Origin of the sequence: Streptomyces sp. NPDC012637 (assembly GCF_042954805.1) — a bacterium.
Lineage (GTDB): Bacteria > Actinomycetota > Actinomycetes > Streptomycetales > Streptomycetaceae > Streptomyces.
In genome coordinates, this window is sequence record NZ_JBIBDS010000005.1 from 1 (window position 1) to 17,826 (window position 17,826).

Annotated in this window: 10 protein-coding genes; 7 read left to right on the forward strand and 3 right to left on the reverse strand. The window is 75.1% G+C overall.

The window, feature by feature from the left end; translation table 11 throughout:
* Positions 1-254: 254 nt before the first annotated feature.
* From ACFY8W_RS20435 to moeZ, 5 genes are all read left to right on the forward strand, one after another.
* The gene (locus ACFY8W_RS20435) at positions 255-1,952 is read left to right on the forward strand and encodes a DUF3492 domain-containing protein (protein ID WP_391106940.1); all 1,698 of its coding nucleotides are present in this window, start codon (positions 255-257) and stop codon (positions 1,950-1,952) included.
* 13 nt (positions 1,953-1,965) lie between these two features.
* Positions 1,966-3,318, forward strand: coding sequence for a hypothetical protein (locus ACFY8W_RS20440; RefSeq protein ID WP_391106943.1), 1,353 nt, complete (start codon positions 1,966-1,968; stop codon positions 3,316-3,318).
* Positions 3,319-3,438: 120 nt separating this feature from the next.
* Positions 3,439-4,401, forward strand: coding sequence for an NAD-dependent epimerase/dehydratase family protein (locus tag ACFY8W_RS20445; RefSeq protein WP_391106945.1), 963 nt, complete (start codon positions 3,439-3,441; stop codon positions 4,399-4,401).
* On the forward strand, positions 4,389-5,138 hold the full coding sequence (locus ACFY8W_RS20450; protein ID WP_391106948.1) for a spherulation-specific family 4 protein: 750 nt from the start codon (positions 4,389-4,391) through the stop codon (positions 5,136-5,138). Before ACFY8W_RS20445 ends, ACFY8W_RS20450 begins: the two co-directional genes overlap by 13 nt.
* Positions 5,139-5,213: 75 nt before the next feature.
* Complete coding sequence (gene moeZ / locus ACFY8W_RS20455) at positions 5,214-6,392, forward strand: adenylyltransferase/sulfurtransferase MoeZ (RefSeq protein WP_391106951.1); 1,179 nt, start codon at positions 5,214-5,216, stop codon at positions 6,390-6,392.
* A gap of 96 nt (positions 6,393-6,488) precedes the next feature.
* Here the strand turns inward: moeZ and ACFY8W_RS20460 are convergent, their stop codons facing one another.
* The 3 genes from ACFY8W_RS20460 to ACFY8W_RS20470 form a co-directional block, all read right to left on the reverse strand.
* A complete protein-coding gene (locus ACFY8W_RS20460) occupies positions 6,489-8,075 on the reverse strand; it encodes an alpha/beta fold hydrolase (protein ID WP_391106954.1) in 1,587 nt (528 codons plus the stop codon).
* Between the two features lie 52 nt (positions 8,076-8,127).
* Positions 8,128-9,726 (reverse strand): alpha/beta fold hydrolase, encoded by a 1,599-nt coding sequence (locus tag ACFY8W_RS20465; RefSeq protein WP_391106957.1) that lies wholly within the window; start codon positions 9,724-9,726, stop codon positions 8,128-8,130.
* A 366-nt stretch (positions 9,727-10,092) separates the two neighbouring features.
* A complete protein-coding gene (locus ACFY8W_RS20470; protein WP_391106960.1) occupies positions 10,093-12,735 on the reverse strand; it encodes a lysylphosphatidylglycerol synthase domain-containing protein in 2,643 nt (880 codons plus the stop codon).
* A 156-nt stretch (positions 12,736-12,891) separates the two neighbouring features.
* On the opposite strand from ACFY8W_RS20470, the gene ACFY8W_RS20475 reads away from it, so the two are divergent.
* Entirely contained in the window at positions 12,892-13,236 is a 345-nt protein-coding gene (locus ACFY8W_RS20475; RefSeq protein ID WP_391106963.1) for an MGMT family protein, read from the forward strand.
* Between the two features lie 566 nt (positions 13,237-13,802).
* A complete protein-coding gene (locus ACFY8W_RS20480; protein WP_391108231.1) occupies positions 13,803-17,453 on the forward strand; it encodes a UvrD-helicase domain-containing protein in 3,651 nt (1,216 codons plus the stop codon).
* The last annotated feature ends 373 nt before the right edge of the window (positions 17,454-17,826 follow it).

Here is a 17,826-nt window from a genome sequence, read left to right on the forward strand (position 1 = left end):
CGGCATGCAGGCCACCGCCCGCGTGAAGTCGACCAGCGTGCACATCGACCGCACCTGACACCCCTCACGCAGTGACGAACCACCTCGGCCGTCGGGGGGGGGGGGCGCCCCCCGCCCCCCCCCCCCCCCCCCGCGGGGGGGGCCCCCCCCCCCCCCCCCCCCCCCCCACCACCGTCATCTCCGCTTACGTTCTTCCCGCTGCGGGTCGCCGGACCGAACGGTGACCGTCGTCACGGGAGAACGGGGGTGTGCTCATGCGGATCGGACTGCTCACGGAGGGTGGCTACCCGTATGCCGCCGGTGAGTCCGGGCTCTGGTGCGACCGGCTCGTCCGCGGTCTCGCCCCCCACGAGTTCGACCTGTACGCCCTCAGCCGCGACGCCCGGCAGGAGGCCGACGGCCTGCTGCCGCTGCCGCCCAACGTGCGGAGCGTGCGCACCGCGCCGCTGTGGACCGCCGAGGACGAGGGCCGCAACCGCGGGCGGGGCCACGGGCGCGGACCCGCCCGCGGCTACGGGCGGCGCGAACGGCGCCTCTTCGAGGAGGCGTTCCGGGACCTGGCCGAGGGCGTCTGCGCCGACGACGCCCTCCGTGCCGAGCACGACCAGGAGATCCCCGAGCGCTTCGCCGCCGGGCTCTACGGACTCGCCGAACTCGCCCGCGCCCACGGCGGACCGGCCGTCGCGCTCCGCTCCGAAGCCGCCGTCCGCATCCTGGAGTCCGCCTGCCGCGCACCCGGCGCGCGCCGGAGCGTCGCCGCCGCCACCGTCCCCGACCAGCTCGCCTTCACCGAGCAACTGGAGCGCGCCCTGCGTCCCCTCTCGCTCGCCTGGTACGGCGAGGAGGAGGGTCCCGACGGAAGCGGCGGCCTCGGGCTCGTCGACCTCTGCCACGCGGCCTCCGCGGGCGCCGCGGCCCTCCCGGGCCTGCTGGCCAAACGCTTCTTCGGCACCCCGCTGCTCGTCACCGAGTACGGCGTCCAGCTGCGCGCCCACTACCTCGCCGCCGCGGGCGCGCCCCTCGCCACGCCCGTAAGGGCCCTGCTCGCCGCCTTCCACGGCAGGCTCGCCGGCGAGGTCTACCGCCAGGCCGCGCTCCTCACGCCGGGCAACGCCCACGCCCGCCGCTGGCAGGAGAGGTGCGGCGCCGACCGGGCCCGGCTCCGTACGGTCCACCCCGGCATGGACGCCGAGCGCTTCGCCGAGGTCGGCGAGGACGAGGAGAGCGGCGATCCGGCCACCCTCTCCTGGATCGGCCGGGTCGAGCCCGCCAAGGACCTGGTCGCCCTGCTCCACGCCTTCGCCGAGGTGCGGCGGCAGCAGCCCGACGCCCGGCTGCGGATCATCGCCGCGCCGGTGCGCGAACCCGGCGCCGCCGCCTACCTCGCCCACTGCCGGGGCCTCGCCGAGCAGCTCTTCCCCGACGAGGCGGCGGGCGCCCACGCCGTGGGCGAGAACCCCGTCTCCTTCGAGGAGCTCGGCGGACCCGAGGCCCCCACCCTGGAGGAGGCCTACGCCGCCAGCGCCGTCGTCGTGCTCTCCAGCGTCGTGGAGGGCTTCCCGGTCGGCCTCGTCGAGGCCATGTTCTGTGCCCGGGCCACGGTCTCCACCGACGTCGGCGCGGTCGTCGAGGTCATCGGCGGCACCGGGCTCGTCGTCCCCCCGCGCAACCCCAAGGCGCTCGCCGACGCCTGCCTCGCGCTGCTGCGCGACCCCGAGCGCCGGCACCGCCTCGGCGCCGCCGCCCGCGCCCGCGCGCTGGAGCTGTTCACCGTGGAGCAGAACCTGGCGGCGTTCCGCGGCATCTACCTCGAACTCCTCTCCCACTCGCCGGTCCGCCGCCGCACGACCAGCGGCGTGCCCTTCGCCCACCCCGCCGAGGCCCATGTGCCGGGCAGCTGGGCGGACCAGCCGGTCACCGCGGCGGCCGGCGCGGGAGAGCCCGATGCCTGAAGGAGACACACCCATGCGCGGCCCCGCCGCTCCCACCAGCCCCGGCCCCTGGGACTCCCGCTCCGAGGCCCTGCTCGACGCCCCGGCGCTCGCGATGCGGGCCGCCGCCGCGCGGGCCCTCCCGCCCGGCGCCCTCGACCTGTCCTCCGCGCCCGTCACCGAGCCGGTCACCACGCCGGTCGACGGGACGAGCACCGGGTCCGCCGCCGCGCCGGTCGGCGAGCCGGCCCCCGGCCCTCCCGCCGCGCATGCCGAAGCGATTCATCAGCAGCCTCTACGGCCCGCGCGGCGCGGCCCCGCGGACCCGGTCAAGGCCCTGATGCACCGCCACCGCGAACTGTGCGAACGGGCCGTCGACGCGCTGGAGATCGCCGCCGGACTCGAGGCGCACGGCGTGACCGACCGGACCGCCGCCCGCTTCCGGCACCGCGACGTCTTCTCCCTCGCCGAGGAGCTCTACGCGCGCGTCCCGCGCGGCGAGGCCGCACCGCCCCGGACCACGGCGGACCGGGCGGCCGGGACCGGACACGGCGCCTGGGCCCTGGTCGCCTGCGTCCCCGGTGCCGTCGCCGCGCTCGCCACCGCCGCACTCGCCGTCAGCACCGACGGGCTCCACGTCGCCGCCGGTCTCCTCGGGGCGCTCGGCCTGGCCGCCGCGCTCGCCCTCGCCGTACGCGGCGGGCCGCTCCGCGCCACCGGCCGCACCGCGTCCGCCACCGTCCAGGAGACCCTCTGGACGCTCTGGCTGCTCGGGTACGCGGCGGCCGGCGACGGCCTGCTCGGGCAGCTCCTCGGCGGCGGACCCGACGGCGCCCCGGCCGTCGTCACCGTCCTGGACGGCCCGGTCGCCGACGGCGGCTGGGCGTTCGACACCGGCCCGCTGCTCGCCCTCGCCCTGTCCGTCGCCCCGGCCGCCTGGTGCGCCCGGCTCTTCGCGGTCCGCGCCCGCCGCAGACTCGCCGCGAGCCGCGGACTCGCCGACTTCGCGGCCGGCGCCCGCCCGCTGCTCCTCGGCAGCGTCGCCCTCCATCTCGCCGCCCTCGCCGGACTGCTCGCCCTCACCGGCTTCCACCCCGGCGCCCTCGCGCTCGGCGCGCTGCTCCTCCTCGCCCGGCTGCTCGCCGTGCACGGCTTCCCCGAGGCGGCGGCCGGTGCCCTGGCCGCCGCCTGCGCCGCCGAGGCCCTCGCCCTCGCGAGCGTCCTCGCCGCCCGGCTGCCGGGCTGCGACGTCCTCGGCGCCCCGGTCCGCGCCCTCGTGGAACTCGGCGGACCGGCCGCGCTGCCCGTCCTGGTCTGCGGCCTCGCCGCTCTCGCCCTGCTCGCCCACGCCACCGACGCGCTGTCCCGGGCATCCGCCCACGCCTGAACCCGACTCACCCGCGGAGCCGACGCCGCGGGCGCACCCCCTGTGAACCTCCAAGGAGAAGGAAAGAGACATGACACCCCGATCCCACGCCACGGCCGGTCGGCACGAAGGGGCCGCACGATGAGGGTGCTGCTGCTCGGAGCCAACGGATTCATCGGCCGGTTCGTCGCCGACCGCCTCCTCGCCGACCCGGCGGTCCATCTCACCGCCCTCGGCCGCGGCGACGACGCCGACGTCCGGTTCGACCTCGCGACCGGAAGCCCCGGCGCGCTGACCCGGTTCCTCGACGCCGTCCATCCCGGAGTCGTCGTCAACTGCGCGGGCGCCACCCGCGGCGGCGCCCGCGACCTGACCCGGCACAACACCGTCGCCGTCGCCACCGTCTGCGAGGCACTGCGCCGCAGCGGCTGCGGAGCCCGCCTGGTCCAGGTCGGCTGCGCCTCCGAGTACGGGCCGAGCCAGCCCGGCTCGTCCACGGCCGAGGACGCGGTGCCACGGCCCGGCGGCCCCTACGGCGTGTCCAAGCTCGCCGCGACCGAACTCGTCCTCGGCTCCGGCCTCGACGCGGTCGTGCTGCGGGTCTTCTCGCCGGTCGGCCCCGGCACCCCGGCCGGTTCCCCGCTCGGCCGGCTCGCCGAGGCGATGCGCCGCGCCATCCAGGCCGGCGACGGCGAGCTGAAGCTCAGCGGTCTGGGCGTGCAGCGGGACTTCGTGGACGTCCGTGACGTGGCCCGCGCCGTCCACGCCGCCTCGCTCTCCGCCGCCCAGGGCGTCGTCAACATCGGCACCGGCCGCGCGGTGAAGCTCCGGGACGCCGCAGCCGTCCTGGCCCGGGTCGCCGGGTACGCCGGTCAGCTGCACGAGATCGACGGGCCGCCGCCGCGGTCGGTGATCGGCGCCCCGCGCACCGAGGCGACCATCGCCGAACAGCTGGCCGCCGCGCCCTACCCGTACCCCGACGGCTGCGGACCCTGGCAGCAGGCCGACGTCCGCACCGCCCGCGACCGGCTCGGCTGGCGGCCCCGGATCAACCTGGAGGAGTCGCTGGCCGACATCTGGATGGAGGCCGCATGTCGCATCTGACCGCCACCGGGACGGCGACCGGGACGGTCACCGAGACGGGCCTCGGCGTGCCGGGTTACGCCCATCCCCTTCTCGCGCCCGTCGAGTGGGCCGAGCTCACCCGCCCCGGCACACCCGTCCACTGGGCCGTGCTCAACGTCGCCGAGGGGCCGGGCGACCGGCCCGACCCGCACTGCCTGGAGGCGGCGGGCAGGCTCCGCAACGCCGGCGTGCGGGTGCTCGGCCACCTCGGCCTGCGCCACGGTTCGCGGCCCTTCGGCGAGATCGTCTCCGACGCCCAGCGCTACCTCGACTGGTACAAGGCGGACGGCTTCTACCTGGACCGCGCCCCGGCCGACCGGGCCGACCTGCCCGGCGTGCGGCGGGTCGCGGCGACCCTGGAGGCGCTCCGCGAGGGCGAGGTCCACCTGGTCCTCGGCCACGGCACCCACCCGTACCCGGGCTACGCGGAGGTCGCCGACCAGCTCGTCACCTTCTCCGGCCCCTGGGCCGACTACCGCTGGTCGCAGGTGGCGGAGTGGACGGCGGACTACCCGGCGCGCAAGTTCGCGCACCTGGTCCACGGAGTGCCCCGCACCCACCTGGAGGAGGCCCTGCGGATCGCCCGCTGGCAGGGCGCCGGAACGGTGTTCATGACCGACCGCAGAGGCCGGCCGGGACAAAGCGACCAATTCCACACGCTGCCCGGCTACTGGGACGAAATTGTCTCGCGTATCGGACGGGGTGTCTCGGAATGAGGAGGGCCGTGGCAGTGTTGTGCGGAGAACAAGTGTCGTACTGACATCCCGACCATCTGTATTGATGAGGTCTCCGTGTCGCTGCCACCCCTGGTCGAGCCGGCCGCCGAGCTCACCGTAGACGAGGTCCGCAGGTACTCCCGTCATCTGATCATCCCGGATGTCGGGATGGACGGACAGAAGCGGCTGAAGAACGCCAAGGTGCTCTGTGTGGGCGCCGGCGGTCTCGGCTCCCCGGCCCTGATGTACCTGGCCGCGGCCGGTGTCGGCACGCTCGGCATCGTGGAGTTCGACGAGGTCGACGAGTCGAACCTGCAGCGCCAGATCATCCACAGCCAGTCCGACATCGGCCGTTCCAAGGCCGAGTCGGCGCGCGACAGCGTGCTCGGCATCAACCCCTACGTGAACGTGATCCTTCACGAAGAGCGGCTCGAGGCCGAGAACGTGATGGACATCTTCAGCCAGTACGACCTGATCGTCGACGGCACGGACAACTTCGCGACCCGCTACCTGGTCAACGACGCGTGCGTGCTCCTCAACAAGCCCTACGTGTGGGGCTCGATCTACCGCTTCGACGGCCAGGCCTCGGTCTTCTGGTCCGAGTACGGCCCCTGCTACCGCTGCCTCTACCCGGAGCCGCCGCCGCCGGGCATGGTCCCGTCCTGCGCCGAGGGCGGCGTCCTGGGCGTGCTGTGCGCGTCCATCGGCTCCATCCAGGTCACCGAGGCCATCAAGGTCCTCGCCGGCGTCGGCGACCCGCTGGTCGGCCGTCTGATGATCTACGACGCCCTGGAGATGCAGTACCGCCAGGTCAAGGTCCGCAAGGACCCCGACTGCGCGGTCTGCGGCGAGAACCCGACCGTCACCGAGCTCATCGACTACGAGGCCTTCTGCGGCGTCGTGTCCGAGGAGGCCCAGGAGGCGGCGCTCGGCTCCACGATCACTCCGAAGCAGCTCAAGGAGTGGATCGACGACGGCGAGAACATCGACATCATCGACGTCCGCGAGCCGAACGAGTACGAGATCGTCTCGATCCCCGGCGCCCGCCTGATCCCGAAGAACGAGTTCCTGCTGGGCAACGCCCTCCAGGACCTCCCGCAGGACAAGCGGATCGTCCTGCACTGCAAGACGGGTGTCCGCAGTGCGGAAGTCCTCGCCGTGCTCAAGTCCGCGGGCTTCGCGGACGCGGTGCACGTCGGCGGCGGCGTGATCGGCTGGGTCCACCAGATCGAGCCCGCGAAGCCGGTCTACTAGCCGCGAGCGGCCGACCGGCCGAGTCGTACACGAGGCAGGCCCCCGGACCCGGTTTCAGGTCCGGGGGCCTTCCCGCGTTCCGCGCGCAGGCGTCCGCTACGAGCAGGTCGTGCCGTTCGCCGGGACCTCGGCCTTCAGCAGGTACGCGTCGATCGTCTTCGTGACGCACGCGCCGGAGCCGTACGCGCCGTGGCCCTCGCCCTTGTTGGTGACCAGGACGCCCACGCCCGGGCCCAGCGCCTTCGCCATCTTCTCGGCGCCCTCGTACGGGGTGGCCGGGTCGCCGGTCGTGCCGACGACCAGGACCGGGGCCGCTCCGGGAGCGCTCGCGTCCATCACCTCGTACTCGCCCCTCACCGGCCAGTCGGCGCACCAGCCGGCGGTGTCCCAGGCGAGGAAGGCGCCGAAGACGGGGGAGAGGCGGCGGAACTCGGGGAGCAGCGCCCGCGCCTGGTCGAGGGTGGGACGCTCGGCGGTGTCGGCGCAGGAGATCGCCCGCTGCGAGTGCGACTGGGTCGAGTAGTGGCCGGTGGCGTCCCGGTCGTTGTACCAGTCGGCGAGCGAGAGGAGTTCGGCGCCCGATCCGTTCTCCGCCTTGGCCAGTGCCGAGGTGAGCAGCGGCCAGCTCTGCTGCGAGTACAGCGGCATGACCACGCCGGTCAGGGCCAGGGAGTCGGTGAGCCGCCGGTCGCCGACCGCGAGCGGGCGGCGGTCGAGCTTCTCCAGGAGCCGGACGATCCGCGCCGTGCCCTGCTTCGGGTCCTGCCCGGTGGACTTCAGGTAGTTGTCCAGGGCCCGCTGGAAGCCGACGGTCTGGTTGCGGGCGTGGCCGACCGAGTCGGCGGTCGGGTCGACGACCGCGTCGAGCACCATCCGTCCCACGTTCCGGGGGAAGAGGTGCGCGTAGGCGGCGCCCAGCTGCGTCCCGTACGAGATGCCGAAGTAGTTCAGCTTCGCGTCGCCGAGGACCCGGCGGATCAGGTCCATGTCGCGGGCGGTGTTGCTGGTCGTGGTGGCCGAGATGATCGGGCCGGAGCGGCGTTCGCAGCCCTTGCCGAAGGCGACGGCGTCGGCGCGGAAGGCGCGCTCCTCGGCGGCCGTGTCGGGCGTGTAGTCGACGGTCCGCTCGGCCGTCGCCTGCTCCTTGTCGTCCCGGCAGACCACGCCCGCGCTGCGCTGGACGCCGCGCGGGTCGAAGGAGACCAGGTCGTAGCGGCTGCCGAGGGCCGTGTACTCGGCGGCGCCCCGCGGCAGGATGTCGACGCCGGAGCCGCCGGGACCGCCGAAGTTGAAGAGCAGCGAACCGAGCCGGGCGTCCTTGGACCCGGCCTCCTTGCGGATCAGCGCGATCGGGATGGTCGGGCCGTCCGGCTCGGCGTAGTCGAACGGCACCTTGACGGTGGCACAGCGCCAGGCGGAGCCGGGGGCCTCGCTGCCCTCGGGAGCGGTGCAGCGCCGCCAGTCGGGCCGCTGCCCGGTGAGCGCGGCGGGCAGCGCCGGGCCGTCGGCGGGGCCGTTCGCGGAGGCGGACGGCCCGGCGGACGGGGTGGTCGCCGAGGACTTGGGGTCGTCACCCGGGGCGGCGGTGCCGGCACCGGAGGCCGTACAGCCGGCCGCGAGCAGTCCCCCGAGGGCGAGAGCCGCCCCCGTGCGTATGCCGCCGCGTATGAACGAACGCCCCATGCGCCACCCCCTGATCCGTCCCGGACCGCCATCGTAGGCGGCGCCGGGGGCGCTACGGGCAGACGGTCCCGGAGGCCGGCACCTTCCCGTCGAGCAGATACGCGTCCGTCGTGGTCTTCACGCACGTGTCGCCGCTGTTGTAGGCGCCGTGGCCCTGACCCTTGTACGTGAGCTCCACGCCGACACCCTTGCCGAGGGCCTCGGCCATGGAGCGGGCCCCTTCGTACGGTGTGGCCGGGTCGCCGGTGTTGCCGATGACCAGGATCGGGGCGGAGCCGGCGGCGGAGACGTCCGGGTGTTCATGGGCCCCGGGCACCGGCCACTGGGAGCAGCCGGCCAGCGCCCACCCCATGAAGTCGCCGAAGACCGGGGAGGTCTCGCGGAACTCGGGGAGCTGCTCCTTGGCCTGGCCGAGGGTGTAGCGCTCCTTGAAGTCGACGCAGTTGATGGCGGCGTTCGCGGCCTGGATGTTGCTGTAGCTTCCGGTCTGGCTGCGGCCGTTCATGGAGTCCGACAGGGCGAGCAGCAGCGCGCCGTTGCCGCCGTCGGCCTCGTCGAGACCCTGCTCCAGATAGGGCCAGAACTCCTTGGAGTACAGCGCCTGCGCGATGCCGTTGGTGGCCTGGGTCTGGGTGAGCTTGCGGTCGCCGATGCCCGCGATCGGCTTCTCGTCGAGCTCGGCGAGGAGGCCGATGACGAACTCCTCGATCTCGGCGACCGTCGAGCCGGGCAGGACGCACTCCTCGGCGCGGGCCACGCAGTCCTTCGCGAAGTTGTCGAGCGCGAGCTGGAAGCCGCGCGCCTGGCCGAGGGCGCCCGCCTCCACGCCCGCCTCCGGGTCGACGACCGCGTCGAAGACGGCGCGGCCGACGTTCCGGGGGAAGAGGTGGGCGTAGACGCCGCCGAGCTCGGTGCCGTACGAGATGCCGAAGTAGTGGAGCTTGTCGTCGCCGAGGACCCGGCGCATCAGGTCCATGTCGCGGGCCGCGTTCTCGGTGCCGACGTACGGGAGCCGGCTGCCGGAGTCCTTCTCGCAGCCGGCCGCGTACTTCTTCTGCGCGTCGGAGAGGGTCTGCTCCTCGGCGGCGTCGTCGGGCGTGAAGTCGAGCGCGTAGTAGGCGTCGAGCTCCTTGTCGCTCGCGCACTCGACGGGCGCGCTGCGGCCGACTCCGCGCGGGTCGAAGGAGACCAGGTCGTAGCGGGAGCGGAGGGTCTCGAAGTCGGTCGCGAAGCCGGGCAGGCCGGTGACGCCGGAGACGCCGGGGCCGCCGAAGTTGAAGAGGAGCGAGCCGATCCGCCGGTCGCGGTCGGCGGCCTTGACGCGGATCAGGGCCAGGTCGACGGTCTCGCCGTCGGGCTTGGCGTAGTCGAGCGGCGCCGTCATGAAGGAGCACTCCCACGGCGTGCCGCCGGGCAGTGGGGTGGGCGCGGGACCGCCGCCCTCCGCCGGGGACGGCGGCAGGCACGGCGTCCATTCGAGCCGCTGCGCCGCGAGCCGGTCGAGCCCGGTCGGACCGCTGGACTCGGCGGGCGTCGCCGAGCTCCCGTCGTCGGAGCACCCGGCGGTCGTGGCGAGCAGAGCGGTCGCGGCGAGGAGCGCGGCGCTCCGGGCAGCGCGCCGGGCGGTGCACTGGGCGGCGGAGATCGGCATGCCCCCATCGTGGGCCGCCCGCCGGGGCCCCGCCCGGGGCGGAGGGCCATGTGGGTGGCAGCCGGGCGGCCGGGGCGGCCGCCGCCGCGGGGGCGGTCGCTTCCGGACGCCGGTCGTCTCGGGGGTGCCGTCGGCCTGCCGCTCGGCGCCCTCCACCCGTGGCTCGCCGTCCCCTTCGGGCTGTACCTCGCACGGGCCGCCGTGCTGCCGGGGCGCGGACCGAGGGTGCCGGCGGTGGGCGCGGTGGGGCTCGTGGAAGGTCCGGCTTCCGGAGGGTCCGGGTTCTGGGAGGTCCGGCTTCCGGAGGGTCCGGGTTCCGGGAGGTGCGGGTTCCGGGGAGGCCCGTCGTCCCTCGTTCCGCGGCTTCTAGAGGGCTTCCCGCTTCGTCAGCCAGTTGAAGCAGATCCAGCCCGGCAGGACGGGCAGCCACAGGGTCAGGAGGCGGTACAGCAGCACGGCCGGGGTGGCGACCTCCAGCGGGAGGTTGCCGATGGTGACCAGGCCGACGGTGAGCGCGCCCTCGACCGCGCCGACGCCGCCCGGAGTCGGCGCGGCGGAACCGAGCGCGTTGCCCGCGAGGAAGACGACGGCCACGCTCGCGTAGCTGATCGTCGCGTCGCCGTGCCCGAAGGCGCGGATCGACGCGTCCAGACAGAAGACGAACGAGCCGGTCAGCAGCAGCATGCCGCCGATGCCCGTGATCAGCTTCAGGGGCCGCTGGAGCACGTCCAGCATGCGCGGCACCACGCCCGCGAACAGCGAGCGCAGCCGGGTCGACACGAACTTCCGCATGAACGGGATCGCCGTCACCACGAGCACCAGCACCGCGACCGTCAGCAGGCCCGCGATCACCGTCCTCGACGGCGTGAACGACTGCGACTTCTCCGTACCGGTCAGATAGCCGAAGGCCAGCAGCAACAGGATGTGCGCCCCGAGACCGAAGAGCTGCGAGGCCCCGACGCTCGCGACCGCGAGCCCCGGACGGACGCCCGAGCGCTGCAGGAAACGGGTGTTCAGGGCCACGCCGCCGACCGCCGCCGGGGCGACGATCTTCACGAACGACCCGGCGACCTGCGCCACCACCGTCCGCCAGAACCCCACCCGCTCCGGCACGAAGCCGAGCAGGCTCATCGCCGCCGCCAGATAGCTGATCGCCGAGAAGAGCACGGCCGCGGCCACCCACCGCCAGTCCGCCTCGCTGACCGTCGACAGCGGCGTACGGGCGATCTGCGAGAGCAGGAAGTACGCGGCGACGGCGCCCGCGATGAGACTGACGAGCGTCCGGGGCTTGATCCGCTCCAGACGGACCGGCTCCACCGGGGCCTGCGGCCGGATCAGCAGCACCTGCTGGCGGATCTGCGCCAGCAGATCCTCCTCGCGGGCCTCGTCCAGGGCCTCGTCGAGCGCCCGCTTCTCCGCCTTCTTGTCGGCCTGCTTCTCCGCACGCGCGACCTTCCGGTCCGGTGCCAGGTTCGCCTGGGCCCGCGCCTCCGCCCGGGCCCCCTTCGCCGCCTCGGAGGCCGCGAGCACCGCCTCGCGCTCCCGCTTCGACCGCTCGCGGGCCAGCCGCCGCAGCTCCGCACGGGTCGACCGGCTGAGCGCGATCGGCTGGAGCAGCGGCAGGCAGTCGGCGATCGCGTCCGGCCCGAGCACCTCCACGGCCGCCGCCACCGCCCGCTCGGCGCCCACCCGCAGACCGAGCGTGGTGAGCAGCTGGGCGATGTCCATCCGGAGCACCAGATCGCCCGCGGCGATCTCCCCGCCCCGCAGATCCGTGAGGATCACCCTGCCGGAACGATCCACCAGAATCGCGTCCCCCGCGAGCCTCCGGTGCGCGATCCTGCGCGACTGGAGCGCCTTCACCTGCCGCCAGGCGCTGCGCACCAGGTCGTCGGTGATCTCCTCGTCGTCGAGCGAGTCCAGGGTCCGGCCGCCCAGGTGCTCGTACACGAGCATCACCGCGTCGGGGCCGAGCTCGGAGGTGGCGATCAGCTTCGGCGCGTTCGCGCCCGCCGCGATCGCCGCGTACGCGAGCAGCGCCTCCTGCTCCAGGGCCTGCCGCAGCGACACGATCGAGCGGCGGGTGGTGACGGCGCGCAGGGTGATGCGGCGCCAGGCCCGGTAGAAGAAGCCGTGCGCCTGCTGCTCGCGGTCCACGACCGTCACGTCGAGCGGCGGCCCGTCCTCCAGGGTCACGATGTAGCGGCGGCCCCGGTCCCCGCTGTCCGCCGACTCCGGTACGCCTTCGGCGCGCAGGGCCGTCACCGGTTTGAAGCCCACCCGGCGCAGACCGGCGAGCAGCGTCTGCCCGGTCGGCCGCACGTTCGGCGAGCCGACCGCGTAGAGCGTGCCGTACGCCACGGTCCAGCCGATCAGCACGGTCAGGATGATCGAGAAGGCGGTGGTGTAACCGGCGACCAGCATCGTGAACGCGTCGAGCAGCAGCACCACCCACAGCACCACGCGCCAGCGCGGTCTGCGGGCCATGCCGACGGCGGTCATGTACGCGATGACCGGTGCGAGGTAGTTGTGCACGGGGTCGGTGAGGCCGCCGCCGGACTGCGGCTGGGTCAGCGCGTCCTGGATGGTGCCGGGCGCCGCCCGCGCCACCCACAGGTCGGTGGCGAGGGTCACCCCGTGCGCGAGAACGGCCGCGAGGACGCCGTCGGCGATCCGCAGTCCGTCCCGTTTGACCAGGCGTTCGATGGCGAAGGCGACCGGCACGAGCAGGACGGCGATGGACGAGGCGAGACCGGCGATCTTGACGAAGACGTCCGGGGCGCCGCCGGCGCCCTTGTTGATGTCCTGCTCAAGGCCGGAGGTGGTGCCGTGGGCGAAGGCGGCGATGGCGAGGACCAGGGCGATGGCGAGCACGCCGATGAGCAGCCGCATCAGGTCGGACGGCCGGTGCACCCGCGCGGCGAGCAGCGGCTCGTCGCCGGATACGCGCTCGGGCAGGTTGGGCGTGCCAGGCCCGGCCTCCCCGGGAGGCGGGATGTCGTGCGCCATCACCATGTCCGTCTCTGCATGCCGTTCCGTCGTTGTCGCTTCTTCTTGCCGTCGTGCGTGTTCTTGTTCTCGTATCACCAGTCACCGCCCGGACGATGGTGGCACGAAGAGGGGCCGTTCGGAGGCATCAGGGGGTTGTCGGTGGGGTGAGGCAGGATGGGCCGAATGGAGAATCAGGAGCTGCCCGAGCTGCCCGAGTATGCGGAACGGGTCCTTCAGGTCGCCGAGGAGATCCCGCCCGGCCGGGTGATGACCTACGGGGACGTCGCGGAGTGGCTCGGCGAGGGCGGCCCACGGCAGGTCGGCCGGGTCATGGCGCTCTACGGAGGCTCCGTGCCGTGGTGGCGCGTGGTGCGCGCGGACGGCGCCCTGCTCCCCGGCCACGAGCAGCGCGCCCTCGGCCACTACCGCGCGGAGAACACGCCGCTGCGGGACCCCAAAGGCGGGGGCCGGATCAAGGTGGACATGCGACGGGCCCGCTGGGACGGCGCCGAGGGCTGAGGGCGCTGCCGGGCGCGGCCGCCGAAGCTCGGCGGGCGCCACGCCTGACGGCGCGTGACACGGCGGCCGGGTGCCGGCGGGTGCCGGGCCCGCGGGCGTGGGGCGGGCGGGCGCCGCGCCTGACGCTGTGGGGTGGGCGGGTGTCGGAGGAAGCCAGGGTGCCGTGCTCGAGGGTGCGGGACCGGCGAGTGCCGGACGGGCTGCCACGCCTGACGGCTCGGGGCGGGCGGGTGCCGGAGGGCGGGGTGCCGGAGCGGCGGGCGCCGCGACCGACGGCGCGGGCCGGGCGGGTGCGGGACGGCCGGGTGCCACGCCTGACGGCGCGACACGTGGGGTACGGCGCCGGGATCGCGTAACGTCGAAGCTCGCGTTTCTCACCGGAGACCTCCGAGAGCGTCGGGGGATCCGGTGAACTCCGGGAACCCGGCCGACCCCGAGACCCCGGCGAACCCGAGCACCCCGCACACAGACCAGCAGGACCGGCGACCCACGTGACTTCCTCCTCCACCCTCGCGTCCACGCGGGGCCCCGGCGCGTACCGGCTGGTGCGGGCCGTGCCGGCACCGGTGCGGCCCCCTGTGCTTGACGCAGCGCAGCGGGCGGTGGTTGAGCACGCGGACGGACCGCTTCTGGTCCTCGCCGGACCGGGCACCGGGAAGACCACGACGCTGGTCGAGGCCGTCGCGGCGCGCATGGAGCGCGGCGCCGACCCGGAACGGATCCTCGTCCTCACCTTCAGTCGCAAGGCCGCGGTGGAACTCCGTGACCGGATGGCGGCCCGGCTCGGCGGGAGCCGCCCGCCGCAGGCCACCACCTTCCATTCCTACTGCTACTCCCTCGTCCGCGCCCACCAGGACGCCGACCTGTTCGCGGAGCCGCTCCGGCTGCTGTCCGGCCCCGAGCAGGACCTGGCCGTACGCGAACTGCTGGCCGGCCAGATCGACCTGGAGAAGCTCGGCCTCGGACACGTCCGGTGGCCGGACGAACTGCGCGCCTGCCTCACCACGCGCGGCTTCGCCGACGAGGTGCGCGCCGTCATCGCGCGCTCCCGCGAACTGGGCCTCGGGCCGCGCGCCCTCGACGCCTTCGCACGCCGGGTCGGCCGCCCCGACTGGCGGGCCGCGGCCGGCTTCCTCGCCGAGTACCTGGACGTCATGGACCTCCAGGGCGTCCTCGACTACACGGAACTGGTCCACCGGGCGGTCCTCCTGGTGGAGTCCGCCACGGCCGGCACGCTGCCGCCCTACGACGCGATCTTCGTCGACGAGTACCAGGACACCGACCCGGCGCAGGTGCGGCTGCTGCGCGGGCTCGCCGCCGGGTCGGCCGCGCCGGTCGTCGCGTTCGGCGACCCCGACCAGTCGATCTACGCGTTCCGCGGCGCCGACGTGAACGGCATCCTCGACTTCCCGGCCGCGTTCGGCGGGAGCGTCCGCGTGCTCGGCACCTCGCGCCGCTCCGGCGCCGCGCTCCTGGGCGCCACCCGGCTGCTCACCCAGCGGATGCCGCTGCCCCGCCTGCCCGCCGACCGGGTCCGCGCCCACCGCGACCTCGCGCCGGTACGGGACGGCGGCCGCGCCGAGGTCTACACGTACCCGACCCCGTCCACCGAGACGGACAACATCGCCGACCTCCTCCGCCGCGCCCACCTGGAGGACGGAGTCCCCTGGCACGACATGGCCGTCCTCACCCGCTCCACGGCCCCTCTCACCACCCTCCGCCGCGCCCTCACCTCGGCGGGCGTCCCGGTGGAGACCGACGCCGCGGACACCCCTCTGCGCCACGAACCGGCGGTCGCACCCCTCCTCCTCGCCCTCCGCGCTGCGGCAGCGGCGGCAGCGGCGGCGGGAACGGCACAGGCAGGGCCGGAGACCGCCGACGGCGGGGCGCTGGGCGGCGGCGCCGCCGCTGATCCGGCCGGTCCGGTGGCCGAGGACTCCGAGGGCGGGGAGCGTTCCGGGTCGTCCGGGCAGGCCGAAGCCGCTGCGGGTGCGTCGGCCGACGCGCGCGGCGCGGCTGGTGCCGCCTCCGGCGTTGCCCCCTCTGGCGCGGCCGCGGCCGGCCCGGCGGCCGAGGCCGCGGAGGCCGTGCGGTCCTCCGAGGCCGCGGAAGCCGTGCAGGCCCCCGAGGACGAGGAGTCAGGCCGGGCCGCCGAGGCAGGCCAGGCCCCAGGGGACGCCGAGGCAGGCCAGGCCTCCGAGGCAGGCCAGGCCTCCGAGGCAGGCCAGGCTCCCGAGGGCGGCCCCGCCCCCGAGACCGCGCAGCCCTCCACCACCTCCACCTCCACTCCCACTTCCACTTCCACCTCCACCTCCACCTCCACCTCCACCTCCACCGGTATCTCCTGGCTCGACACCGAGACCGCCGTCGCGCTGCTCGCCTCGCCGCTCGCCGGGATGGATCCCGCCGACCTGCGCCGGCTCGGGCGGGCGCTGCGGGACGAGGAGCGGGCCGGCGGGAACAAGGTGCCGGCGCCCTCGGACGTACTGCTCGCGCGGGCGCTCGCCGAGCCGGAGCGGCTGGTCGCGCACGACCAGTCGTACGCGCGTGGGGCGCGGCGGCTCGGCGAGCTGCTGCGGGCCGCGCGGAACAGGCTGGCCGCGGGCGGCACCGCCGAGGAGGCGCTGTGGCTGCTCTGGAACGGCACGCCGTGGTCCGGCCGACTCGAGCGGGCCTCCCTGCGCGGCGGCACCGCCGGGCGCAACGCCGACCGGGACCTGGACGCGGTCTGCGCGCTGTTCGAGACCGCCGCCCGGGCCGAGGACCGGGTCGGCGGGCGCGGCGCGCTCAACTTCCTGGAGGAGCTCGACGCCCAGGACATCGCCGCCGACACCCTCACCCGCCGCCACACCCGCCCCGACGCCGTCCGCCTCATGACCGCCCACCGCTCCAAGGGTCTGGAATGGGGCCTGGTGGTGGTCGCCGGTGTCCAGGAGGGCCTCTGGCCCGACCTGCGCCGCCGCGGCTCCCTGCTCGAAGCCGACCGGATCGGCCGTGACGGGCTGGCCGAGCCGCTCACCGCCGGCGCCCTCCTCGCCGAGGAGCGCCGCCTCTTCTACGTCGCCGCCACCCGCGCCCGCGACCGGCTCGTCGTCACCGCCGTCAAGGCCCCCGCCGAGGACGGCGACCAGCCCTCCCGTTTCCTCACCGAGCTCGGCGTCGAGCCGAAGGAAGTGACCGGACGCCCGCGCCGCCCGCTCGCCGTCGCCGCCCTCGTCGCCGAGCTGCGCGCCACCACCGTCGACCCCGACGCCTCGCCCGCCCTGCGCGCCGCCGCCGCCGAGCGCCTCGCCCGGCTCGCCGCCCTCGCGGACGAGGACGGTCACCCGCTCGTCCCCGCCGCGCACCCGGACCGCTGGTGGGGCCTCGCCGAGCCGACCCGCAGCGCCGTGCCGCTGCGCGACCGGGACCGCCCGGTGGCGCTCTCCGGCTCGGCCCTCGACCAGCTCGCCAACACCTGCGCCCTCCAGTGGTTCCTGGGCCGCGAGGTCAAGGCCGACGCCCCGGCGACCGCCGCCCAGGGCTTCGGCAACGTCGTGCACGTCCTCGCCGACGAGGTCGCCTCCGGCCGTACTCCCGCCGACCTCGACGTCCTCATGGCCCGGCTCGACTCCGTCTGGGACGCCCTCGCCTTCGACGCGCCGTGGAAGTCCGCGCAGGAGAAGCGGAACGCCCGGGCCGCCCTGGAGCGCTTCCTGCACTGGCACGTCATGGACCGGGCCGGCCGAGCCCCCGCCGCCACCGAGCACGACTTCGACGTGACGCTGGGCGCGGGCGAGTACCAGGTCCGCATCCGGGGCTCCATGGACCGCGTCGAGGCCGACGAGCAGGGCCGCGCCTACGTCGTCGACTTCAAGACCGGCAAGTCCGCGCCCACGAAGGACGAGGTCGCCCACCACCCGCAGCTCGCCGTCTACCAGCTCGCCGTCCGCGAGGGAGCGGTCGACGAGGTCTTCGGCGGCCGCACCCCCGAACCGGGCGGCGCCGAACTCGTCCACCTGCGGCAGGCCGCCCCCAAGAAGGAGGGCGGGGACGCGCTGCCCAAGGTCCAGGCACAGCAGCCGCTCGACGGCGAGTGGATCGGCGACCTCCTCGCCACCGCTGCCGGCCGCGTCCTCGACGAGCGCTTCACCCCGACGACCGGCCAGCACTGCACGACCTGCACCTTCCGCGCCTCGTGCAGCGCCCGCCCCGAGGGCCGCCACATCGTGGACTGAACACCCGCGGCACCCGGCCCGGGCCCCGGTCCCCGGGCCCGGTCTCCGGCCTTGCCCGCCGGGGCCCCGGCCCCCGGCCCCCGGCGCCCGGCCTCCGACTCCCGCTCCGGCTCCAGCTCCGGGCTTCCGGCCCCGTGCCCCGGCTCCGGCCCCCGGCTCCGGCCCCCGACCCCGGCTCCGGCCCCTGGCTCCGGCTCCGGCCCCTGGCTCCGGCTCCGGCCCCGACCCCGGCCCCGCCCCCGGCCCCCGCCCCCGGCCCCCGGCCCCAGCTCCGTGCCCCGGCACCAAGCCCGGGCCCTGTGCCCCGCCCCCCGCCCCCCGCCGCGGAGTCGCGCCCCTCCGCCCCCTCCGGCAGGCTGGAGTATCGGGGAGA